At 32.8% G+C, this 23,949-nt stretch carries 24 protein-coding genes; 7 read left to right on the top strand and 17 right to left on the bottom strand.

Features of this window, described 5'->3' with window-relative positions; all coding sequences use genetic code 11:
* Window positions 1-86: 86 nt before the first annotated feature.
* From AABD74_RS12930 to hemN, 3 genes are all read left to right on the top strand, one after another.
* Window positions 87-434, top strand: a complete 348-nt coding sequence (locus AABD74_RS12930) for a hypothetical protein (protein ID WP_406843128.1) — start codon at window positions 87-89, stop codon at window positions 432-434.
* A 112-nt stretch (window positions 435-546) separates the two neighbouring features.
* Window positions 547-1,017 carry a hypothetical protein gene (locus AABD74_RS12925; RefSeq protein ID WP_406843127.1) on the top strand — a complete coding sequence of 157 codons (471 nt, stop codon included), beginning with the start codon at window positions 547-549 and terminating at the stop codon, window positions 1,015-1,017.
* Between the two features lie 125 nt (window positions 1,018-1,142).
* Entirely contained in the window at window positions 1,143-2,507 is a 1,365-nt protein-coding gene (gene hemN / locus AABD74_RS12920; protein ID WP_406843126.1) for an oxygen-independent coproporphyrinogen III oxidase, read from the top strand.
* On the opposite strand, the gene AABD74_RS12915 is transcribed toward hemN, so the two are convergent.
* From AABD74_RS12915 to AABD74_RS12880, 8 genes are all read right to left on the bottom strand, one after another.
* Window positions 2,504-3,205 carry a sulfite exporter TauE/SafE family protein gene (locus tag AABD74_RS12915; RefSeq protein ID WP_406843125.1) on the bottom strand — a complete coding sequence of 234 codons (702 nt, stop codon included), beginning with the start codon at window positions 3,203-3,205 and terminating at the stop codon, window positions 2,504-2,506. The two genes, hemN and AABD74_RS12915, sit on opposite strands and share 4 nt — an antisense overlap.
* 352 nt (window positions 3,206-3,557) lie before the next feature.
* Window positions 3,558-4,007 (bottom strand): FixH family protein, encoded by a 450-nt coding sequence (locus tag AABD74_RS12910; RefSeq protein ID WP_406843124.1) that lies wholly within the window; start codon window positions 4,005-4,007, stop codon window positions 3,558-3,560.
* Between the two features lie 13 nt (window positions 4,008-4,020).
* Window positions 4,021-5,439 (bottom strand): cytochrome c oxidase accessory protein CcoG, encoded by a 1,419-nt coding sequence (gene ccoG, locus AABD74_RS12905; protein WP_232682445.1) that lies wholly within the window; start codon window positions 5,437-5,439, stop codon window positions 4,021-4,023.
* A gap of 10 nt (window positions 5,440-5,449) precedes the next feature.
* The gene (locus AABD74_RS12900) at window positions 5,450-6,391 is read right to left on the bottom strand and encodes a cbb3-type cytochrome c oxidase N-terminal domain-containing protein (protein WP_232682444.1); all 942 of its coding nucleotides are present in this window, start codon (window positions 6,389-6,391) and stop codon (window positions 5,450-5,452) included.
* A gap of 2 nt (window positions 6,392-6,393) precedes the next feature.
* Window positions 6,394-6,588 carry a CcoQ/FixQ family Cbb3-type cytochrome c oxidase assembly chaperone gene (locus AABD74_RS12895; RefSeq protein ID WP_053473606.1) on the bottom strand — a complete coding sequence of 65 codons (195 nt, stop codon included), beginning with the start codon at window positions 6,586-6,588 and terminating at the stop codon, window positions 6,394-6,396.
* Window positions 6,589-6,595: 7 nt separating this feature from the next.
* Window positions 6,596-8,782, bottom strand: a complete 2,187-nt coding sequence (ccoN, locus tag AABD74_RS12890) for a cytochrome-c oxidase, cbb3-type subunit I (RefSeq protein ID WP_406843123.1) — start codon at window positions 8,780-8,782, stop codon at window positions 6,596-6,598.
* 3 nt (window positions 8,783-8,785) lie between these two features.
* Window positions 8,786-8,977, bottom strand: a complete 192-nt coding sequence (gene ccoS, locus AABD74_RS12885; RefSeq protein WP_406843122.1) for a cbb3-type cytochrome oxidase assembly protein CcoS — start codon at window positions 8,975-8,977, stop codon at window positions 8,786-8,788.
* A 114-nt stretch (window positions 8,978-9,091) separates the two neighbouring features.
* The gene (locus AABD74_RS12880; RefSeq protein ID WP_406843121.1) at window positions 9,092-11,479 is read right to left on the bottom strand and encodes a heavy metal translocating P-type ATPase; all 2,388 of its coding nucleotides are present in this window, start codon (window positions 11,477-11,479) and stop codon (window positions 9,092-9,094) included.
* A 198-nt stretch (window positions 11,480-11,677) separates the two neighbouring features.
* Here AABD74_RS12880 and AABD74_RS12875 point away from each other — a divergent pair, with 198 nt between their 5' ends.
* Window positions 11,678-12,358, top strand: a complete 681-nt coding sequence (locus AABD74_RS12875) for a Crp/Fnr family transcriptional regulator (RefSeq protein ID WP_232682440.1) — start codon at window positions 11,678-11,680, stop codon at window positions 12,356-12,358.
* A gap of 1 nt (window position 12,359) precedes the next feature.
* On the opposite strand, the gene mazG is transcribed toward AABD74_RS12875, so the two are convergent.
* From mazG to def, 4 genes are all read right to left on the bottom strand, one after another.
* The gene (gene mazG / locus AABD74_RS12870; protein WP_406843120.1) at window positions 12,360-13,130 is read right to left on the bottom strand and encodes a nucleoside triphosphate pyrophosphohydrolase; all 771 of its coding nucleotides are present in this window, start codon (window positions 13,128-13,130) and stop codon (window positions 12,360-12,362) included.
* A 93-nt stretch (window positions 13,131-13,223) separates the two neighbouring features.
* The gene (locus AABD74_RS12865) at window positions 13,224-14,021 is read right to left on the bottom strand and encodes a carbonic anhydrase (protein ID WP_406843119.1); all 798 of its coding nucleotides are present in this window, start codon (window positions 14,019-14,021) and stop codon (window positions 13,224-13,226) included.
* Window positions 14,022-14,273: 252 nt separating this feature from the next.
* The gene (locus AABD74_RS12860) at window positions 14,274-14,762 is read right to left on the bottom strand and encodes a DUF5606 domain-containing protein (protein ID WP_406843118.1); all 489 of its coding nucleotides are present in this window, start codon (window positions 14,760-14,762) and stop codon (window positions 14,274-14,276) included.
* A 62-nt stretch (window positions 14,763-14,824) separates the two neighbouring features.
* Entirely contained in the window at window positions 14,825-15,415 is a 591-nt protein-coding gene (def, locus tag AABD74_RS12855) for a peptide deformylase (RefSeq protein WP_232682865.1), read from the bottom strand.
* A 199-nt stretch (window positions 15,416-15,614) separates the two neighbouring features.
* Between def and AABD74_RS12850 the strand changes: the two genes are divergently transcribed.
* Window positions 15,615-17,837, top strand: coding sequence for an FUSC family membrane protein (locus AABD74_RS12850; RefSeq protein WP_232682864.1), 2,223 nt, complete (start codon window positions 15,615-15,617; stop codon window positions 17,835-17,837).
* A 360-nt stretch (window positions 17,838-18,197) separates the two neighbouring features.
* On the opposite strand, the gene AABD74_RS12845 is transcribed toward AABD74_RS12850, so the two are convergent.
* The 5 genes from AABD74_RS12845 to AABD74_RS12825 all read right to left on the bottom strand — a co-directional run bounded on the left by AABD74_RS12845 (window position 18,198) and on the right by AABD74_RS12825 (window position 21,685).
* Window positions 18,198-19,691, bottom strand: a complete 1,494-nt coding sequence (locus AABD74_RS12845) for a malate:quinone oxidoreductase (RefSeq protein ID WP_232682862.1) — start codon at window positions 19,689-19,691, stop codon at window positions 18,198-18,200.
* Between the two features lie 124 nt (window positions 19,692-19,815).
* Window positions 19,816-20,232, bottom strand: coding sequence for a Holliday junction resolvase RuvX (gene ruvX, locus AABD74_RS12840; protein WP_232682861.1), 417 nt, complete (start codon window positions 20,230-20,232; stop codon window positions 19,816-19,818).
* A gap of 10 nt (window positions 20,233-20,242) precedes the next feature.
* A complete protein-coding gene (locus AABD74_RS12835; protein ID WP_232682860.1) occupies window positions 20,243-20,686 on the bottom strand; it encodes a hypothetical protein in 444 nt (147 codons plus the stop codon).
* Between the two features lie 14 nt (window positions 20,687-20,700).
* Window positions 20,701-20,910, bottom strand: coding sequence for a hypothetical protein (locus AABD74_RS12830; protein WP_406843117.1), 210 nt, complete (start codon window positions 20,908-20,910; stop codon window positions 20,701-20,703).
* Window positions 20,911-21,052: 142 nt separating this feature from the next.
* A complete protein-coding gene (locus AABD74_RS12825) occupies window positions 21,053-21,685 on the bottom strand; it encodes a PAS domain-containing protein (RefSeq protein ID WP_406843116.1) in 633 nt (210 codons plus the stop codon).
* Between the two features lie 274 nt (window positions 21,686-21,959).
* On the opposite strand from AABD74_RS12825, the gene AABD74_RS12820 reads away from it, so the two are divergent.
* Both AABD74_RS12820 and AABD74_RS12815 read left to right on the top strand, forming a co-directional pair.
* Complete coding sequence (locus tag AABD74_RS12820; protein WP_406843115.1) at window positions 21,960-22,775, top strand: 2,3,4,5-tetrahydropyridine-2,6-dicarboxylate N-succinyltransferase; 816 nt, start codon at window positions 21,960-21,962, stop codon at window positions 22,773-22,775.
* A gap of 107 nt (window positions 22,776-22,882) precedes the next feature.
* The gene (locus AABD74_RS12815) at window positions 22,883-23,947 is read left to right on the top strand and encodes a glycosyltransferase family 9 protein (protein ID WP_406843114.1); all 1,065 of its coding nucleotides are present in this window, start codon (window positions 22,883-22,885) and stop codon (window positions 23,945-23,947) included.
* The last annotated feature ends 2 nt before the right edge of the window (window positions 23,948-23,949 follow it).

Genomic DNA, 23,949 nt, shown 5'->3' with positions numbered 1-23,949 from the left:
TGAGGATAAAATAATAAAGCCATTTTTAAGAAGTAATTAGCACTTAAAATTTTATTTATTGTGTTTTATGAACTAAATTCGCCGCCATGAATTGGATTCGTAAAACCATACTTTTTCTATCACTTTTGATTATAGGTCTTTTTGCCGCTCAGGTAAACGAACTTCCTGTGCAAAAAACGGAAAGCCAAAAAACAGATACCAATTTTTCTAAACAAACTGCAGATTCTTCAGCATTTATTCAGCCTCAGGCAAGCTATCATTTTGCTGCAAATATCAAAACAGATCATACTGCATCAATTAAATGGTTTGATTCGTTACTTATTGTTATTCCGCAGTATAAAATAATAAAAACTGCCTTTAACTTTACCAACCCATTTCCTGCACAGAGCAAAAAAATCTCATTAATGCTCTACGCCTTCCATTTTTTCTGGTAATTAAACTTTGAAATTTTAACCTGAAGAAACAATTCTTCACCAGTAATTAAACCGTTTCTATCCTGAAACTGTTTACTATTTCATATTATTTACCAAATTAAAAAAAACAAACATGGAAACAAGTGTAACCATAATTGGTATTGTGATTGCGGTCATAGTAGCCATTCCGATATATTTTTCAGCACGATCGAGCGCAGCAAACAAAACAAAAATTTTAGACATCAAAAAGAAATACAACCCAAACAATCCTCAGGAATTTGATTTGACTGAATCTCAAAGCAATAAAACATTAACAATCGATCAAAAAAACAGAAAATTTATTTTGATGAATTTCAATCCAAACCAACAAGAATCAACTTATGTCGATTTGAGAACTGTTTCATCTTGCAAATTAGTTTTAACTACAGAAGGAAACTCAAATACAATTGTAAAAATTGATTATGAATTTCTGGAAAGAGAAACTTCTAATAAAATTACAGTTCCATTCTATGATTTTGATGATGACCGCATCAAACAAATAAGTGCGTATCAAGATCATATGTTTGCCAAAAAATGGCTTAAAATCATTCAGGATTCTATTTAGTGTTAGTTATTTAATTCAGTAGAAAGAGGCTCATAAAGAGCCTCTTTTTTTGTCTCATACATGATATTTGTCATTTTATGTCTGTCGTTCAAATAGTAATTTTGATGTAAACTAAATCCGTCTTTATGAAAATTTCATTGACCCAGAAATACAATGTACCTGGCCCAAGATACACGAGTTATCCTACAGTTCCTTATTGGAATGAAACTGCTTTTACAGTTGAAGAATGGAAAACATCTTTTCAAAAAGCATTTGCTGAAAGCAATTCAAAAAACGGAATTAGTCTCTATATTCATCTTCCTTTTTGCGAAAGTATGTGTACCTTTTGCGGATGCAACAAACGAATTACAAAAAATCATTCAGTCGAAGAAAAATACATTCAGGCACTTTTGAAAGAGTGGAGTTTGTACTGCAGATTACTGCCAGAAAAACCTCTTATTAAAGAAATACATTTAGGTGGAGGAACGCCTACTTTTTTTTCAACCAATAACTTAGAACATCTTATTAATGGTATTTTTAGCTTCGCAAATAAAGCTGAAAATCACGAATTTAGTTTTGAAGGACATCCTAATAATACGACTTACGAACAACTTAAAAAATTATATGATTTGGGCTTTCGCCGGGTGAGTTTTGGCGTTCAGGATTATTCAGAAAAAGTACAGAAAGCAATTAATCGTATTCAGCCTTTTCATAATGTTGCCAAGGTTACTTTTTGGGCTAAAGAAATTGGTTATAAATCTATCGGACATGATATTATATTCGGATTACCTTTCCAAACTTTAGATGATGTTGTTGATACTGTTGAGAAAACAAATTCCTTAAAACCAGATCGACTGGCTTTTTACAGCTATGCTCACGTTCCGTGGATTAAAGGAAATGGGCAGCGCGGATTCAACGATGAAAATCTTCCAAAAGATGCCGAAAAAAGACAGCTTTATGAAATAGGCAAACAGTTACTTTCTCTAAATGGTTATCATGAAATTGGTATGGATCATTTTGCTTTATCTACTGACAGCTTATTTCATGCGGCACATAACAAAAAAATGCATAGAAATTTTATGGGTTACAGTGCATCAAAAACACAGCTTATGATTGGTTTGGGTGTTTCTTCCATTAGTGACAGCTGGTACGGTTTTGCTCAAAACACTAAAAATCTGGAAGATTATTATCAGTTGTTAGAATGGGATCAGCTTCCAGTTGTAAAAGGTCATATTTTAACTGATGAAGATCTAATTATTAGAAAACACATTTTGAATTTAACCTGCGAACTTGAAACCTCCTGGAGTAAAGATTTTTTATATTTTAAAGAACTACCCCAAGTCTTAATGGCTCTAAAAGAAATAGAAAACGATCAATTAATTGTAATTGAAGAAAATAAAATCAAAATTACTGAAGCCGGAAGACCATTTGTTCGTAATATTTGTATGGCTTTTGATTTACATTTAAAAAGAAAATCACCGGAAACTAATTTGTTTTCGATGACGGTTTAATGACAATTAGGAGTTCCCTGAACAAACAAACTCATATTTGAAGGAGATAAATAGGGAATTCCTAAACCTAAGCCTCTTAGAATAAATAATACTCCAATTATAATAGCAACATAAGGAATTGCTTTTTGGATTTTATTTCGAAACGGTAATTTTAATAATGAGTTGACGTAAACTACAACTGTCATTAACGGAATAGTTCCTAATCCGTACAATAACATATATAAAACTCCAAAGCCGGCGCTCTGCATGGCAATTGCTCCAAACAGAGCCACATATACCATTCCGCATGGCAAGAATCCGTTTAACAAACCAATTGTAAAAAGAGATTTGTAGCTTTTCTTTTTAAACTGGCTTCCTAAACTTGTTTTTATATTTGAAATAACTCTGTAAACGGGTTTTGAGAAATTGTATTTGGCGAATACTTTTTCAGGTATCAGAGCAATTAAAATCATTGCAATCCCAATAAAAATTGACATTCTTTGCTGCATTCCGGCTAAGAAAAAACCTTTTCCCAGTAATCCGAAGATTAAACCAATTGCTGAGTAAGCGGTTAATCTTCCTAAATGATACGTTATAATCTGTGTTACTTTTTTAGCTTCATTTCGATGATCAACTGGAAGCATCATAGCAATTGGACCGCACATGCCAACACAATGCAGACTGCTGATAAGACCTAATATCAAAGCTGAAAATAACATTTTTTATTTATTTTTTATTGTCAAATTTTCGGTTATCATGTGTCCCTGCGGGACACTTTTTTATGGAATTTTATATTTTTTCTACCAATCAGTTGTTCCTAACATATCTCGTAAAAATTTTATATATGTAAAATACTGTAGTCCCTACGGGACATTTACATTATTGATATGTTTTTTTCTACCGATATGTTGCTCCTAAAGGAGCAGATCTTATTTAAATTAATTAGCGATATTTTCCTTTGACAGCATATTATTCAAACATATCTCGTAGAGATAAAATATCGGTAAAAAAGAAAATACTCAAATACTCTATTGTCCCGTAGGGACTAAACTTTCTACAAAAAAGACTAAATCACTTTACGTAGATAACTTCTTTCGTCAGGTATTTTTCCCCTTCATACTGCCATTCCATATTAACATCCCAACGACCTTTGATTAGTTTTTTATGCGGAATTAATAATGAAGAATTAGTCAAAACAATTTCTGTATTAAAATCGAATTTCTTGTTTGAAGGTCGGTATAACAAAATATTTCCTTTTATTTTATCACTTTCAAAAGTGGCAGGAAAAGTAACTTTTACACCATCTTCTTCAAACTTTACTGAAGGTTTATGCTGTAAATCATGCGCATTTTGAATTCTGGCCATTTCCTCTTGAAAATGGGTATCGTGTTTGTAATACTCTTCTACAACCAAATCATTGTCGTACTTACTATTTGACTGTACTTCAAAAACAAAGTATAATATAAAAGTCATAAACAAAGCAAATGCAATGACAATTCCGGTTCCCCAATTAATTTTCATGATACTGTATATTTTAATTAAAACTTCGCGGCCCTAAGAAATTTGTTGTGGTGGTTTCGAGTAATTCTTTGCCATTATACACACCAATTTTCACATTGGTTTTGTCACTCTCCAGTAAAACTTCGTCTATTTCTATAAATAAAGTTCCTTGCGAAATAGCTTCTTTTGCCACTTTAAAATGCTCTTTCCCTACATTGTTAATTTCACCTTTTTGATCGATTAATTCAAAATGAATATCATTATAATCTTTCATGGTTTTGTTGACAATTTTATAGGTATAAACATTACTTATTTTATCTCCTTTATGTTGAAAAAGCTGTCCGGGTAAACGCAGAATAACGGCCTGAACATCTGTTCTTAAAAACAACATCCCAACAAAAATACCCATTAAAATAAAAAGAACTGCACTGTAACCTTTCATTCTGGCAGTAAACTTAAAAGGTTCTTTTTTAACGATTTCATCTTCTGATGCATAACGAATAAGACCTTTCGGCAATCCTACACTTTCCATTATATGATCACATTCGTCAATACAAGCGGTGCAATTTGTGCACTCTAGCTGAGTTCCGTTTCTAATGTCAATTCCCATTGGGCATACATGAACACATTGAAGGCAATCAATACAATCTCCTTTCCCAGTTAATGCTCTGTCTTCTTTTTTATTGAATTTTGCCCTTCCTTCTTCTTTTTCTCCTCTCACAAAATCATACGTAACGTTGATAGATTTGTTGTCTAAAAGAACGCCCTGCAGTCTTCCGTATGGGCAGGCTATGATACAAACCTGTTCGCGGAACCAGACAAAAACAAAATAGAAAACTCCGGTAAAAATAAGTAGTGCAATAAAATTACTTGCCTGCTGAATTGGCCCTTGTTCAACCATTAATAGTAAAGAATCACTTCCCACTAAATAAGCCAGAAAAACATTGGCAATTCCAAAAGAGATTAAAAAGAAAATCGTCCATTTAGTCAATCTTTTTCTGATTTTTTCAGCATTCCATTCCTGTCTTGCTAAACGGGATTGTGAACCACGATCGCCATCAATCCAATATTCGATTCGGCGAAAAACCAATTCAAGAAAAATGGTCTGCGGACAAATCCATCCGCAAAATATTCGGCCAAAAACAACTGTAAATAAAAGTACAAAGACAACGCCAATAAGCATTGAAATTACAAAGAGGTAAAAATCTTGGGGCCAAAAAGGAAAGCCGAAGATATTAAAACGACGTTCAATGATATTGAACATCATAAACTGGTTTCCGTTTACTTTTATAAACGGATTTATTATCAAAATTGCCAATAAAACATAACTGACAATTTTGCGGTAATCATAAAATTTACCAGACGGTTTCTTCGGAAAAATAAATTTTCTTTTACCACCTTCATCTATAGTTCCAATGGTATCTCTAAAAGCTTCGTCTGGTAAATTTGACATGATATTCTAATTATTTTTTAACTTGTGTGGTATCTTTTTTTGTATCTGCAGCGGCATCTGTTTTAGGAGTACTTTCATCTACCCAAACATCTCCTTCCGGTGCTTTAGGATCTTTTGGATTCGATCCTTGCAATGATAAAATATAACTCGCCACTTTTTGAATTTCTTTTGGTTTCATACCATTTGTTTTCCACGAAACCATCCCTTTTCCATCTCGTCCACCGTTGGTAATAGTATGAAATACATTTTTAATTCCTCCACCTAAAATCCAATGATCATCTGTTAAGTTAGGTCCAATTTGTCCTCCTCCGTCTGCTCTGTGACAAGCGGCACAATTCATTGCGAAAATTTCTTTTCCTGCAGCCAAACTTGCATCATCAGTCAGTAAAACAACCGTTTTTTCATCCATTAAATCCGGAGCTGTTTTTAAATATTCTTCGACATCAATTTTAGCTTGTGCCATTTCTTTTTTAAGTTCCATTTCCTGATCATCAGCTCCTAATACATCATAACGAACTACATAGATTACTCCAAAAATGATACAGATATAGAATAAATAAACCCACCACGGCGGTAAATTATTATCAAGCTCTTTGATGCCGTCATAATCATGGTCCATCAATAAATCTGCTTCTTTAGACATTGGTTCTGTCTTAGTAAGCTTGTGCATTAATTCTTTGAACCAAGTGCTTTCCTGAAGACTTAAACTATTCTCATAATCTAATTTTGCCTTTTCTTCTGGTGACATTAATTGATACATCACTTTATTTACAGCACTAAGTGTAATTTCGATTGCAATCAAAATAAATAGAAAGACAAATAAAAAAACTGATACCATTGGGTATTTTACAAAAGCAGGTCTGTCGCCTGAATCAATAAAATATTCCATCAAAGCAAATACAATGAAGAAAATTAACGGTACTCTAACATATACTGGGAAAAACTTTTTCATTTTTATCTATCTTTTGAGATTATAACTTGCCCTTCTTCTAAGGGTATATTACTCATTTCCTGAATTTTATCTTTTTTATAAGAAAACACCCAAATGCCCAATCCTACGAAAAAGAAAAAGAAAATCAAGAGGGAAAGTATCGGGTAAATTTCTACACCCGATATCGTTTCCATATTGTGTTTTATCTGTTCAAACATAATGCTGTTATTTAGAAGTTTCTTTTACTTTAATATCAGTACCAAGTCTTTGAATATATGCAATCAAAGCAACAATTTCTCTTTCATTCATCGGAATGAATTTTTCACCTTTTGCGGCAGCTTTTTTACGGCTGTCTTCATAACTTTTTACAAAGTCAGGATCATTTTCAAGGCTTTTCTCTATTTTAACTGCCTGTTCTCTCAATGTTCTTTGTGCATTTGCAACATCTTCTGACGAGTAAGGAACTCCAAGTGAAATCATTGCGTTCATTTTCTTTTGAGTCAATGAGATATCTAAAGGCTTATTATCAAATAACCATTTGTAACCTGGCATAATTGATCCTGCAGATGTACTTTGCGGATTCCACATATGGTTAAAATGCCAGTTGTCATTGTACTTACCTCCTACTCTTAACAAGTCCGGACCTGTACGTTTTGATCCCCACAAAAATGGATGATCGTAAACAAATTCTCCAGCTTTTGACTGAGGTCCATAACGTTCAACCTCACTTCTAAACGGACGAACTGATTGTGAGTGACAGCCTACACATCCTTCTCTAATATATAAATCACGTCCTTCAAGCTCCAATGGTGTATATGGCTTTACACTTGAAATAGTCGGAATATTTGATTTTACCATAATCGTTGGTACGATCTGAATAACACCTCCAATTAAAATGGCAATTGTAGCCAAAATGGTTAACTGAATTGGTTTTCTTTCTAACCATGAATGGAATTTTTCTCCACTTAATCTATTACTGCTTATTTTTTGTAATGCCGGAGCTTGTGCTAATTCATCTTCGATTGTTTCACCAGCTCTAACTGTCATGATAATATTGTAAACCAATGTCAGCATTCCTATTAAGTACAAACTACCTCCTATTGCTCTCATCCAATACATTGGCATAATTGCAGTTACAGTTTCAAGGAAGTTTCCGTACGTTAAAGTTCCGTCTGGATTAAATTGTTTCCACATTGATGCTTGTTGAAAACCTGCAACGTATAATGGAATTGTATACACAATAATACCAAGAGTACCAATCCAGAAATGGAAATTTGCTAATTTTTTAGAGAATAATGTTGTTTTTGTCATTCGTGGAATCAACCAGTAAATAATGGCAAACGACATAAATCCGTTCCAAGCTAATGCACCAACGTGTACGTGTGCAACGATCCAGTCTGTATAGTGCGCAATAGCATTTACATTTTTCAGAGATAACATTGGTCCTTCAAAAGTCGCCATTCCGTAACCTGTAATCGCTACAACAAAGAATTTTAAAACCGGTTCTTCACGAACTTTATCCCACGCACCTCTTAATGTTAATAGTCCGTTGATCATACCTCCCCAAGACGGGGCAATAAGCATTACTGAAAATGCAACACCTAAATTTTGAGCCCAGTTTGGTAAAGCTGAATATAATAAGTGGTGCGGCCCTGCCCAGATATAGATAAAAATTAAAGACCAAAAGTGAATAATAGATAATCTATAAGAGTAAATAGGACGATTTGCAATTTTAGGAACGAAGTAATACATCAATCCTAAAAATGGCGTAGTTAAGAAAAATGCAACTGCATTATGTCCGTACCACCATTGTACCAATGCATCCTGAACACCAGCGTATACAGAGTAACTTTTTAATCCTGAAACAGGAATTTCAATATTATTGAAAATATGCAATACGGCAACTGTTACAAATGTTGCCAGATAAAACCAAATTGCTACATATAAATGGCGCTCTCTACGACGCAGCATGGTCCCTATCATATTGATTCCCATGACAACCCAAATTAACGCTATAGCAATATCAATAGGCCATTCAAGTTCTGCATATTCCTTCGAAGAAGTATATCCTAATGGCAATGTGATGGCTGCAGCGACAATGATTAACTGCCAGCCCCAAAAATGCAGATTACTTAAAAAGTCGCTAAACATTCTGGCTTTCAGCAATCGCTGCATTGAATAATACATCCCTGCAAAAAAAGCATTCCCAACAAAGGCAAAAATAACGGCATTTGTGTGTAAAGGCCTTAAACGACCATAACTAAGCCATGAAATCCCATCTGTAATATTGGGAAAAAGGTACATAACCGCCAGGGTCAGCCCCACTAACATACCCACAACTCCAAATAGAATGGTGGCGTAAATGAATTTTTTTACAATTTTGTTGTCGTAATAAAACTGTTCCATTTCCATAATTTATACTTGTTTTTCTTCGATTGGTGAATTATTATTTTGGGATGTAATTTTGGTCTCGTCGTCAAAAAGAATTCTGACCGAGGGCGTATAATCATCATCGTATTGCCCTGATTTTACAGCAATAATAAAGGCAATAAAGAAACAGATTGCTACGAAAATACTTACTGAAATTAAAAGATAAATAACACTCATACCGTAAATTTATGTTAACAAAATTACTAGGTGATTGGCTTTTAAAATATGATAATTATCATAGTTGTAGAAGAATGTTAAAAATAAGAAAAATAATCTTACAATCGTTTAAAATTAGTCTAAATTCTTACAACTTAAATAATTAGACATAAAAGTAACGAAGCTTACAATCGTAATAGTGCTTAAAGGCATAATGATTGCAGCAACTAAAGGGAGCAGGTTTCCGGTAACGGCAAACGTAAGTCCTACAATATTATAAAGAAGTGACAGACCAAAACTCATTTTGATAATCAGGATAGATTTATGAGAGAGTTTTAAGAAGTAATTTAATCGTGAAAATTCACCTGCGTCGAGAATTGCATCGCAGGCGGGAGAAAATACATTTACATTTTCGGATACAGAAACACCAACGTTGCTTTGTGCAAGAGCCCCCGCATCATTTAGGCCATCACCTACCATCATAACATTTTTTCCTGTTTCCTGCAGTTTCTTGATAAATTCTAATTTCTGTTCTGGCTTTTGGTTAAAAACCAGTTCGGTATTTTTAGGCAAAATAGCTTCGAGATTTTCTCTTTCGCCATCATTATCCCCAGAAAGTACTTTTATATTATATTCTCTGCTAAGTGTTGCAAACAATTTTTCAAGTCCTTCGCGATATTGATTTTGGAAGATAAATTTTCCATAATATATATTGTCGATTTTAATATGAAGTGAGGTTCGTTCTATTTCTGAAGAGTCTAAAACCTCGCTTTCAACAAATGATGAAGAACCTATTTTTACTTCTTTTTCTTCGGCGAAAGCCAAAATTCCTTTTCCTGTAATTTCCTGAAAATCATCAATTTTTATTCTTTCATATTCCGGTAAAAAGTCATACAGCATCCTGCTTAAAGGATGATTTGAACCTCGAAGCACATTTTTTATTAATTGCAAATTTTCATCAGAAAAATCAATTCCTTCATATAAAATATTAGATTTTTTATTGGTTGTAATGGTTCCGGTTTTATCAAAAACAATAGTGTCAACTTTAGCTAATTGTTCGATTACTAAAGCATTTTTCAGATACATTTTTTGTTTTCCCATTATTCTGAGAATATTCCCAAAAGTAAACGGGGCCGTAAGTGCCAGCGCGCAAGGACACGCGACAATTAATACTGCTGTAAAAACATTAAAGGCAATATTAGCATCGATAAATATCCAGTAACCAAACCCTGCAAAGGCAATAAGCAGTAAAATTGGTGTAAAATAACGACTTAAAGCATCTGTAATCGTTTTGTGTTTTTGCTCTACTTTTTTCTGGAAAATTTCGTTGCTCCATAATTGGGTCAGATAACTTTGTGAAACAGAATGCAGCACTTCCATTTCGATTACTTTTCCAATTTGTTTTCCGCCGGCGAATATTTTATCTCCTGATTTTTTTGTTATTGGAACTGCTTCCCCGGTAACGAAACTATAATCGATTTCGGCCTTTTCGCTCATTAAAATTCCATCTACCGGAATTAATTCCTGATTTCGGATCAGCAATCTATTTCCTTTTAGAACATCATAAATAGGTACGCTTTCTTCAGAAAAATCTGCATTGATCCTCGTTACCGCAATTGGAAAATAGGATTTGAAATCTCTTTCGAAACTTAAAAAACTATAGGTTTTTGTTTGAAACATTTTCCCCAGCAGCATAAAGAAAACCAAACTGGCCAGACTGTCAAAAAATCCCGGTCCGTGATCCATCAGCATATCATAAGTACTACGGATGAACATTACAATAATTCCTAAAGCTATAGGAATATCAATATTTAACATTCTGGTTCGTATACTGTGATAAGCCGAAACGTAATAACCACTTGCAGAATATAAAAAACTTGGTAATGCTAAAAGAAAAATTAAAATTCTAAAAAACGGTTTATAGCTGTCTAACCAGAATTCTTTGATTTCGAAATATTCAGGAAATGAAAGCAGCATAATATTTCCGAAACAGAAAAAAGCAACGCCTACTTTATAAGTCAAACTTCTGTCTACTTTATTTTTACCTGTTTCGTAATTTTCTAAACTAATATAAGGCTCGTAACCTATAGAACTTAATAAGTATACAATTGATTTTAGAGAAACGGTTTCTGAATTGAAGGTGATTCGAACCTTTTTTTCGGGGAAATTAACTTGTGAGGTGCTGATTCCGGGCTGTAAACGATTTAGGTTTTCAAGAATCCAGATACATGAACTGCAGTGAATATGCGGAATATTTAATGAAACTATTGAAGTATTTGCTTCCTGAAATTCGAGAACTTTAGCTAAAATTGCTTCGTTGTCTAAAAAGTCATATTTGCCCTGAATATCTTGAGGAGTAGCACCTGGCGATTTTTCGAAATCATAATAGCAGGTTAAATCATTTAGACTAAAAATTTCATAAACTGTTTTACAGCCTGTACAACAAAACTTTTTTTCATCAAAATTGATTTCTTCATTTTTAGGAATAGTCAGCCCGCAATGAAAACAACTCTGCTCGCTCATAATTTGTTTTTTAATTTGCAAAATTCAATAAAAGCGGTAACTATAACTATGACATTTATCATGTTATAATGAAATCTAATCCTAAAGTAATAAAATAATTTATCAAATCTAAATAATACCTTTTTCTACGCATTTTTAGCCGTAAAAGTACTTTTAAACCACAAGAATTGGTTAATTTTACACCAAATTACTCCTGCTATGAATAAATGTGATCAATGTATTGTTCGTCAGCTTTCTTCTTTAAAAGCCCTGAATAAAGATGAAGTTGTAAAATTGGCTAATAGCAAAACCACCTACACAATTAAAAAAGGCGAAGCTATTTTTGAAGAGGGCGAAGTTACTAACGGTGTTTTCTGCGTTAAGGACGGAGTTGGAAAACTTTCTAAATTAAGCGCCAACGGAAAAGATCAAATCGTTAAACTTGTAAAATCCGGAGAACTTTTAGGACAGCGTTCGATGATTAGCAATGAGCCTGCAAATTTATCTGCAAAAGCAATTGCTGACATGGAAGTTTGTTTTATTCCAAAATCTGAAATCATCCATTTCTTTAACAACAACAATCAGTTTTCTTTAAATTTGATGCAGTCTGTATGTGAAGATTTGAAAGAATCTGAAAATGATAAAATTGCCTTAGTTCAAAAAACGGTAAAACAGCGTTTGGCAGAAACTTTATTGCATTTGCATAATGAGTTTGGAGAAAATGCAGATAAAACCCTAAAAGTACAGCTTACCAGAGAAGAACTTGCAGGAATAATTGGAACAGCGACTGAAAGCTGCATCCGCTTATTATCTGACTTTAATAAACTGGAATTAATAGAATTAGTGGGTAAAAAAATTATGCTTAAAAATATAAAAGCATTAAAACGAATGGCAGAATAGATTACTGCTTTTTAGCTTCGTTCCAAAAAACATCCATTTCAGCCAGAGTCATATCCATTAAAGGTTTTCCTAACTCGCCTGCTTTACTTTCTAAATATTGAAAACGCTTAATAAATTTTTTATTTGTGCATTCTAAAGCATCTTCCGGGTTAACATTTAAAAATCTGGCGTAGTTTATCATCGAGAATAAAACATCGCCAAATTCGGCTTCAATTTTGTCCTGATCACCTGCTTCAACTTCAACCTGCAATTCGTTTAGTTCTTCCTGAACTTTGTCCCAAACCTGATGCGGTTCTTCCCAGTCAAAACCCACTCCTTTTACTTTATCCTGAATTCGGCTTGCTTTTACTAATGCCGGTAAACTTCTCGGAACTCCTTCTAAAACTGATTTCTTACCTTCTTTAAGTTTTAGTTTTTCCCAGTTTTGTTTTACTTCTTCTTCATCTTTTACAACGGTATCAGAATAAATATGTGGATGACGGTGAATTAATTTATCGCAGATTTCGTTGCAGACATCGGCAATGTCAAAATCGTTGGTTTCTGAGCCTATTTTAGCATAAAAAACAATATGAAGCAGTAAATCTCCAAGTTCTTTTTTTACTTCATTTAAATCATTGTCCAAAATGGCATCGCCTAACTCGTAAGTTTCTTCAATCGTTAAATGCCTTAATGTCTGCAATGTCTGTTTTTTATCCCATGGGCACTGCTCACGAAGTTCATCCATGATAATTAATAATCTTTCGAAGGCTTTGAGTTGAAGTTCTTTGCTCATTTTTTTATTTTAAGATACCAAAATTAAAATAATTTGCTGATTAAACGGCTCTTTCTTAAACTAAAAAAGAAGGTAAAATACCTTCTTTTTAGTTTAGATTGACTCTTTAATTTTTCTTCTATTTAATTCCTGAACACTCCTAAAATTATTCAACGGCATTATCTTTTTTAAATCTGTAATCATTTTAACAGAAACCTCTATTGGTGTTTTAAAAATGAACCATTGTACGCTTTCTGTGCAAGGCGGTGTTGTCAATGAGCCTGTATAGGTATAATATGATTTGCTTTGAGGAAGAACCTTATTGATATTAAAGTCTTTGTTAACTTTTATAGTATCATTAGCTTTTGCAGGCAGGTATTTATCCAGAAATTCAAAAGTTTCATTGTTTTTCTTGTCTTCTTGTGCCATAATAGAAACTACGGCAAATTTTCCGTCCTTATTTTTATGAACCATGTGGATTTCTAATGGATAACGCACGCCTTTTATAGTATGTTCTGCCGATTCATGAAAATGAAATTGTTTTAGTTCATATTGTTCTCCGTTAATTACGATATAATCGCCTGGCTCAAAATCAAACTGAATAGTGTGTCCGTTATTGATAACATCGTGAATTTTTGTTTTTATATTATAATGAAAATCAATAGGTTTTATTGTTTTATCTTTTTCAGTTTCTACGATATCAATTGGAGATTGTGTTTTTCCTCCACAATCATTTTGGTCTATTTCTGACCAATGCTCTGGTCCTGCTTCACCTTCATATTCCCAATGTTTCTTATGGTTTTCTTCGGTTTTAGTTGTGTCTGATGAAGTTACAGATTGCTCTGTCTCTTTTGATTTGTTATTGCAGGCTGTCGCCAATACCATAGCTGCTATTACAACAAAATTTTTCATTTCCTTTTTCATTTTTCCTATCATTTAAAGTTTATTTTCAAAGTCGAAAATCGTTTCAAAACATCTACAAAATATACGTAAAACACTTATTTACAAATAGTTGAAAATAACCCGCAAACTATAAATAATAATTTTACTGAAACAATTTTCTTACAAATTTATATTTTAAAACCTAAATCACTAATAATTTTAAATAAAAAAATCCTGTTAAGAAATATCTTAACAGGATAATGATATTTGAATTCAGAAAAATTACTTTTCTTCTTTTTTAGCTTTTGGCTTTTTTGCAGCTGGTGCTTTTTTTGGTTTTTCTTCAACAGCTGGAGTTTCGTCCGGAGCTTCGGCAGCAGCCGGAGCTAAATCAGTCACTAAACCTTTAGTCTGAAGTGTGTTGTACCAGTTTAATACTTTTTTAATATCTGAAGGATAAACTCTTTCTTCATCATAATCCGGTAAAATTTCTTTAAAGTAAGCTGCTAAAGTTGAATTATCTTCTTTGTGAGAAATCGCCTGGCCTTTGTTTTCTTTAGCAGCAATTTTCTGCATTACTTCAGTCAATGGTTTTTCTCCTTCGTGTGTATAAATTGAAATTTCTGATAGTAAACTTACATTACTTTTTAAGTTTACTGTAATTTTTTTTCCGTCTAATAATGATTCTGCCACAAAACCTGTACGAGTCTGCACTTTCAATACATATAAACCTGGTTTCCCAGAAATGGCTAAAATTTTGTCTAAATTCATGTTTATTAAAATTAGTATTAAGAATTTTTGTCTTTATTAATGTTCTAAATTATTTAGAACTTTTATCTGCCTTTTTTTGCAGCGGCAAATCTCATTCTGTATTCCTGAAAAGTCTTGCCTTCGGTAATGTTTTTTAATTTCTTTTGAATCAAACGCTTTTTTAAAGAAGATATTTTATCTGTAAATAATATACCTTCAATATGATCGTATTCGTGTTGAATAACTCTTGCAATTAAACCGTCAAAAACTTCTGTTTTCATTACAAAATCTTCTTCACAATATTCAATAGTAACAGTTGGTTTTCTGTAAACATCTTCTCGAACGTCCGGAATACTCAAACATCCTTCATTAAAACTCCACTCTTCACCTTCTTCTTTAACGATTTTAGCATTGATAAAAGTTTTTTTGAAACCTTTTAAATCTTTCTGTTCGTTTTCTGGTAAATCATCATCGTCGCTAAAAGGTGTTGTATCAATAACAAATATGCGAATAGCAAGACCAACCTGAGGTGCTGCAAGTCCAACTCCTAAAGCATTATACATGGTTTCGTACATGTTTGTTATTGTCTCTTTTAAGTTTGGATAATCTGGCGTAACTGCCGTTCCTACTTTTCTTAAAACAGGATCACCATATCCTACAATTGGTAAAATCATTTGTAATTATTTAATGTTTTATCTAATGAAAACCCTGTATTAAGGTTAACATATTTCAGCTGGCAAAAATAGTAAAAAATAGTCAACGATTAGCTGTAAAGGCACATTATAACAAATTTTTATATGCTTTGGAAAACTCCGCCATAATTATGCCAAAATATTTCGTACAATTCTTAACTTTGCTAGTAAACCTTACAATATGCTTGATCGAATCTCAAAATTCACAAACAGTACTTCTTTTTTAAATGCATCAAAAGTCACTATTGCTTCGGTTGTACCTGTTGTAGTTTTGAATTTTTTAGGACATTTTGAAATAGGTTTTACTATTGCCCTTGGTGCTTTTTATACGTATCCAAGTGATATCCCGAGTTCATTAAGCCACAAAATCAAAGGATTAATTGTTGCTTCTATAATTGTTTCGGGAGTAAATCTATTAGTAAATCTTGCTTATCCTTTTCCTCTTTTATTTTATCCTTTTTTAGGATTTTTATTGTTTTTATGTTCCATGATTTCGGTTTACGGGCAGCGTGCCACTTTGGTTTCATTTTCTGCTTTATTATCGATTTCATTATCATTTGGGCATTTACACGAAGGCTGGGAAGCTTTTCAATATTCGGGATATATTTTTGCTGGAGGAATTTTATATCTTATAGTTTCGCTGATTTTTCATTTTGTACAGCCATATAAATATGTAGAATTACAAATTGCCGAAGGTATAAAACTAACTGCAAAATATTTAAAATTAAGAGGCGACTTATGGAGCCCGGCTGCTGATCGTCAAAAAATCATAGAAAAACAATTAGCGATACAAGTTGACCTCAATTTGATTCATGAGGATTTACGTAAAATGCTGATTGGAAACCAAAACACATCTGGAACCACCAGCCAGAATCGAAAAATGCTTTTGGTTTTTATTACTTTGGTTGAAATTCAGGAATTGGCGCTCTATACATCGTTTGACCATAGTAAACTTCATGAAAAGTTTGCAAAACATCCAGAAGTGCTGCGTACATATCAAAATGTAGCTTATAAACTGGCATCTACTCTTAAAAAGCTTTCAAAAAATGTACATCATATTGCTGTTTATGTAGATAAAGACGATCTAAAAAACGAATTAGATGCACTTGAATTTGCCATTTTTGATTACGAAAAAACTTTAGGTAAAGAAGAAGCTGCAGAAGGGGTTTTGATGCTGACCAATATGCTGAAATATGCAAAAAATCAGGTCGGGAAAATTAAAATTATTCAGCGTGCTTTTTCGCTTGCGATGCAGTCTTATAAATTAAAAGATAAGGACAAGGAATTAGAAAAATTCTTAACACCACAATATTATCCTATAAGAACCCTTATTGAAAACTTAAGTTATTCTTCGTCAATATTCAGACATTCGCTTCGATTAACGATTACCATTTTAATTGGTTTTATAATCGGAAAATTTCTGCCGTTTCAAAATGTGTACTGGATTTTATTGACGATCGTAGTAATTATGCGCCCAGGTTATGGTTTAACTAAGGAGCGTTCTTATAACAGAATCTTCGGAACTATTTTGGGCGGTTTTCTTGCGTTTGGAATCGTTTCTGTAATCCAAAACCATGTTGCTTTGAGTATTTTCTCAATTGTGTGTATGCTTTTAGGAATTTCCTTTACACAGATTAATTACAAAATAAGTGCAACATTTGTAACGATGTATGTGGTATTTATTTACGGAATTTTAACACCTAATGTGGTTGAGGTAATTCAGTTTAGAATATTAGACTCGCTTGCGGGAGCAACTCTGGCTTTTATTGCCAATCAGTTTTTATGGCCGGCTTGGGAATTTATTAATACACCAATTCATATCGAAAATTCGATCAGGGCAAATAAAAATTATCTTAAAGAAATTGCCGATTTTTATAATAAAAAAGGCGAAATACCAACGTCTTACAGATTGTCCAGAAAGAATGCTTTTGTTGAAATAGGAAATTTAATGACTTCTTTTCAACGTATGATGCAGGAACCAAAATCGAAACAGAAAACAATGCCGCTGGTTAATAAATTGGTGGTTTTAAATCATTCTCTTTTATCAGCTTTAGCATCTTTATCTACTTATATCCAATCTCATCAAACAACATCGGCTTCCGAATCTTTCAATTATATTATAAAAACTATTTTACAAAATCTGGAGCATTCGATTTCTATTTTAAGAAATGAAACCATTATAACTGATACTTTTTTTGATAAAGAAGATGTGACTTTACAGTTTGAAGAATTGAAACGTAAAAACTTTACACGCCTTGCAACCGACGATGAACTGGATAAAGAAACACGTCAGGCAAAAATGCAGGAAGCTTCGATGGTTATTGAGCAATTGATCTGGATGAGTAATCTTGCGGAGAAAATTTTAAAAATAACAAAAGAATTAAAAGCGGTAAACAACGATTAATATCGTTTATATCAATAAAAAAGAGGCTGTCTCAAAAGTCGAGGCTGCTCTTTTACTATAATTATTTTGTTTGTTTTTAGTGACTTAATTGGTGACTTTTTGATATCAGGTTTATCACATTCCATAGGAATGTTTCGTAGGTAGAAAAAATAAAGATCAATCACATTTGCGTTCCGTAGGAACGTTTGATAGTCAGATTATTAAAAAAATGTAAAATCAAACGTTCCTACGGAACGTAAACCATTATAACAATATAATTTTCTACCAATGAAATGTTCTTACAGAACAAGGAAACATGTAAAATAACAAATAGGCTGTCTCAAAATTGAGACAGCCTATTTGCTATTTTAAACGAAAGTTTTATTTAATTTTTAAAACTTCTGCTGTATGTTTTCTCATTTCTGCTAAAAGCTCTGGTTTATCATTCAGCGTTTTACCATAAGATGGAATCATTGTTTTCATTTTAGCTTCCCATTCTGGTGTTTTAATTTGATTTGTAAAACATCTGCTGATTAAATCAACCATAATGGCAACTGCTGTTGATGCTCCCGGAGAAGCTCCTAATAATACGGCTAAAGTTCCGTCGTGTGTTGTAATTACTTCTGTTCCAAATTCCAGAACTCCGCCGCCATTTTCACCTTTTTTAATTACCTGCACACGCTGACCTGCTTTTTCTAATTTCCAGTCTTTAGATCGTGCACTTGGCAAATATTCACGAAGTGCTTTCATTCTGTCTTTTGGAGACTGACGAACCTGCTCTATTAAATATTTTGTTAGTGGAATATTGTGAAATCCGGCTGAAAGCATCGGGATTAAATTGTTTGCTTTTATTGATAATGGCAAATCTAAATAAGATCCATTTTTAAGAAAACGTGTTGAGAAACCTGCAAATGGTCCAAAAAGAAGTGCTTTTTCACCATCAATTACACGTGTATCAATATGCGGAACAGACATTGGCGGAGCGCCTACACTTGCTTTTCCATAAACTTTTGCCTGGTGTTTTGCAATAACTTCCGGGTTTGTACATTTTAACCATTGACCGCTTACAGGAAAACCTCCATAACCATTACCTTCAGGAACATCTGCTTTTTCTAATAATGGTAATGAACCGCCTCCCGCTCCAATAAATACGAATTGGGTATAGGCTTTTCTTTTTTGACCTGTAGCTAAATCTGTGATTTTAATTCTCCATGATTTATCTTCACGTTGTCTTAGTTTTTTAACCTCGTGATTAAAATATAAAGTTACCCCGTCTAATTTTTCAAGATAATTAAACATGCTTCTGGTTAAGGCTCCAAAATTTACATCGGTACCAATTTCCATGTGGGTTGCTGCTAATTTTTCTCCTTCTTCTCTGCCTTCCATTACAAGAGGCATCCATTCTTTCAGCTGATTAAAATCTGTACTAAAAGTCATTTCAGAAAAAATCGGGTTGCTTTGCAGTGCTTCGAATCTTGTTTTAAGATATTCTACGTTTTTTTCTCCCCAAACAAAACTCATGTGAGGAACACTTTTAATAAAATTTTCCGGAGAAGGAACTTTATTTTGTTGTACTAAATACGACCAGAACTGGCGTGAAATTTCAAAAGATTCTGCTATGCTGATTGCTTTTTTTGGATCGATACTTCCATCTTCTTTTTCTGGAGTATAATTTAATTCACAAAAGGCAGAGTGTCCGGTTCCTGCATTATTCCAGGCGTCTGAACTTTCGGCAGCTGCCACATCTAATCTTTCGTAAATTTCAATTTTTATATCGGGCTGCAGCTCTTTCAAAATTAATCCAAGAGTTGCACTCATAATTCCAGCTCCAATAAGCACTACTTCACTATTGGAACGTATTGTATTGTCAGGCATAACAGTAATTTGTTTTAAAATGCAAAGGTACTTTTTTCAATTGCAAAAAAAAACTAATTTTTACATGATAAAAGTTAGGAAATTATAAATTTTTCTAAAAATGAAGATTTAACCAGAAATACACTTAAAAACGTTTAGACGAGAGATAATCCTGAAGCATAATGGTTGCCGAAATTTCATCGATCAAGCCTTTATTTTGGCGTTGTTTTTTACTAAGTCCGCTGTCAATCATCGTTTGAAATGCCATTTTTGAAGTAAAACGTTCATCACCGCGAATTACTTTCATTTCTGGAAAAATATTCGAGAAATGAGTTACAAAACCATTTATCACAGACGCGCTTTCTGATGGCTGACCATTCATTTGTTTTGGTTCGCCAATTAAAACTGCTTCTACTTTTTCTTTAGCAAAATAATCTTTTAGAAAATCAATTAAAGTATGAGTAGGAATTGTAGTTAAACCAGATGCTATAATCTGCATTTCGTCTGTAACAGCAATTCCGGTGCGTTTTTGTCCGTAGTCTATGGAAAGGATTCTTGGCATTTTATTAATTTTAAATAAAGAATTTTCTAAACAAGGTTGAAAAAAGAAATATTTGAGATAAATGCAAAATTGTACAATATGCATAATAAACCCACTTGAGGAAAGTTATTTGTTTTTCATCAATAACTTTCCTATACCAAAAACCACTCAAAAATCCACCTTTTATATAAATAAATGGTTCTCCAAATAATTCGTTGTTAATCAAAAACAATGCTCTATTTAATAATAAAACAATTAATGGAAATGAGTAAATAAAAATCGTTTTAGAATTCGACCAGTAACTCAAATCAAAAAACACTAACAAAGTGCCAATAATTAAAACTATGACAGCAATTAAAAACATCTTTTTAAAAATTGAAAACAGCTTAATATCCTCAACTAATAGATAAATAAAAAAACTAAAAATAGAAACTAAACCTGCTAGAGTATAAAAATAAATCTCTCCTAAACTCATTCTAAAGTTTTTCTTTATCTAATAATTAATTCAACTTCATCTATTGAATATAATTTAGTTGTTCCATTTTTTAATTTAGAATAAGCCTCATGCACTTTTATTTTATTTTCATAAAAATCTGAATCTTCAAAAATTATTTTCAATTCATCCGAAGAAAAACAACTCAACATTTCTAATAATCTTTCTTTAATTTCAGACTTAAACTCTATTCTAATCACTTCCATAATATTGCATTTTCAATACAAATATAGAGCTTTTTGAATCTATATGCTTTCTAAATAACAAGTTTAAAACCAAAAGGCCCGCCTTGAAATAAATCAAAACGAACCCGAACCTAAATATTTAAAACTAAAAAATTATTCTCTTTTATCGATTAAATAATCTGCCGAAAAAACCTCTGTGTTCCTCTTCTTCTCCATCTTGTTCTTCTTCATAATGAGCAAACTTTGCCTGATTTTTTTCATGATCATAAATTAACTCCTTTATATATTCAACATACGATTTCTTTTTTTCTTCTAAGAAACCAACCAAATATTTCTCGCTAAATTCTACACCGCTTGCTGCTTCGATTTGAAGCAGCTTTTTGTACAATGGCTCAATATGCATGGCAACCACTTCTTGCGGAACAGATTGTCTTCTTCCAAAATAATTTACAATTACGCCGTTTTCGTCTCTTGCAATATCAAAATCTGTAATGACCCAATAATATCTTCCAGATTTTGCCAGGTTTTTTACGATAGCATGAAAATTCTTTCCTTTTTTTAGATTTTCCCAAAGCACTTTAAAAATAACTTTTGGCATATCGGGATGGCGAATAATATTATGCGGCTGCCCCATTAATTCATAATCTTCGTAACCACAAACGTCAACAAAAACTTCATTAGCATATTCAATAATACCAAAGGCATTTGTTTTACTCATAATTACCTGCGTTTTATCCCACGTTACTTCTTTATCGATAACTGTAACTGGGGTTCGAAGTTGATTTTCCTGATTCATGTCTAGTAGATTTTATATGTTTTGGATTGGATTTTTAATGCTTATTTCTCAGAATTAATCCGGCAAAAGTAGCCGGAAGAAAAAGGAAAGAATCTGACATTTGTCATATTATGATATAAAAAAAACTTTTAGTGGTATATTATTGAAATCGAAATTATATTCAGAAAACGTAATTTATCAAATTAAAAACAAAAAGTTATATTTATAACACTTTCAGCTCCGTTTACTTTTTTGCTTTTCCGTAAATACGTTATCTTTGCCAAAAATTTAAACTATGAATTCTTTACAGACTATAATCGAACAAGCTTGGGAAAACAGAGCTTTATTACAAGAAAAAACTACAACTGACGCTATTAGAGAAGTTATCGAATTAGTTGATGCAGGAAAATTACGTGTTGCTGAACCTGTTGGTGACGCATGGCAGGTAAACGAATGGGTTAAAAAAGCGGTTGTAATGTATTTCCCAATTCAAAAAATGGAAACATGGGAATCTGGTATTTTCGAATATCACGATAAAATGTTGCTAAAAAGAGGTTATGCTGAAAAAGGAATTCGTGTAGTACCAAATGCTGTGGCGCGTTACGGAGCTTACATTTCAAGCGGTGTTATTTTAATGCCGAGTTATGTAAATATTGGTGCTTATGTTGACGAAGGAACTATGGTTGACACCTGGGCTACTGTTGGAAGCTGTGCACAAATTGGTAAAAATGTACACTTAAGCGGTGGTGTAGGTATTGGCGGTGTTTTAGAGCCATTACAAGCTGCTCCGGTAATTATTGAAGACGGTGCTTTTATTGGTTCCCGTTGTATTGTTGTAGAAGGAGTTCACGTTGGTAAAGAGGCTGTTCTTGGTGCTAACGTTTGTTTGACTGCTTCAACAAAAATTATCGACGTTACGGGCAACGAACCAGTTGAAATGAAAGGGTTTGTTCCTGCACGTTCTGTGGTAATTCCTGGAAGTTATACTAAAAAATTTGCTGCTGGCGAATTCCAAGTTCCATGTGCATTAATTATTGGTACTCGTAAACCATCTACAGATTTAAAAACTTCATTAAATAATGCACTTCGCGAATACGACGTTGCGGTATAATTTATAAAGAACAAATAAATTAAAAAATCCAAATTCCAATTGATTATGATTGGAATTTGGATTTTTTTTGCTTCAATTTGTAACCAATTAAAAGATTCCCTTTTTAGATGAAGATACTTGTTATTCAACAAAAAATGATTGGAGACGTTTTAGTGAGCAGTATTATTTGCAATAATCTGCGTGCTGCTTATCCAGATGCTCAAATAGATTATTTGGTTTATGCTTCGACAACTCCGGTTTTAGAAGGTAATTCAAGTATTGACAACATCATTTTATTTGAAGAAAAACATAGAAAAAGCAAAAAAGAATTATTGAAACTTGGTTTTCAAATTCGAAATAAAAAATACGATCTGGTTATTGATGCTTATTCAAAATTAGAAAGCTGGATTTTAGTGTTTTTAAGCAATGCCAAAAGAAAAATCTCTTATAAAAAACCCGGAAGAAATTTTCTTTACACAGATAATGTTCCGTTTGCACCTTTTCCTAAAACTAATTTAGGTTTGGCAATTGAAAGAAGACTTTCATTAATAGAACCTTTAGATTTAAAAATTGAAATAGATCCAATCCCGAAGTTATTTGTTTCTGAAAAAGAAAACCAGGAAGCTTTAGCAGTTTTTGAGAAACATAATGTTCGCAAAGACAGAAAAACGGTAATGATTAGTCTTTTAGGAAGCGAAAAATTAAAAACATATCCGCTGGAATTTATGTCGAAAGTGGTTGATTATATTGCAGATAATGCTGATGTAAATATCCTTTTTAATTATTTTCCGAAGCAGATTGAAGATGCTAAAACTGTTTTTAACGCCTGTAAAACTTCCACTCAGGAAAAAATATATTTTGATTTATTAGGCGGAGATTTACGTTCGTTTATTGCCATTATGAATCGATGCGATTTAATTATAGGGAACGACGGCGGTGCAATAAATATGGCTAAGGCTCTGGAAAAACCATCGTTTATAATTTTCTCTCCCTGGATTGAAAAGAAAATCTGGGCTACGTTTGAAGACGAAATTCATCATCTTTCTGTTCATTTAAAAGATTATCGATCTGATTTATTTGAGCAGAAATCTGAAAAAATGCTAAAAAAAGAAGCTTTGTCTTTGTATCAGGAATTTAAACCTGAATTTTTTAAAGGCAAAATCGAATCGTTTGTAGAAAAAAACATCCGCTAAAA

Origin of the sequence: Flavobacterium soyae (genome assembly GCF_045348165.1) — a bacterium.
Lineage (GTDB): Bacteria > Bacteroidota > Bacteroidia > Flavobacteriales > Flavobacteriaceae > Flavobacterium > Flavobacterium soyae.
Note: the sequence above shows the minus strand (reverse complement) of the source record. Positions and strands in the feature narration are given on the sequence as shown.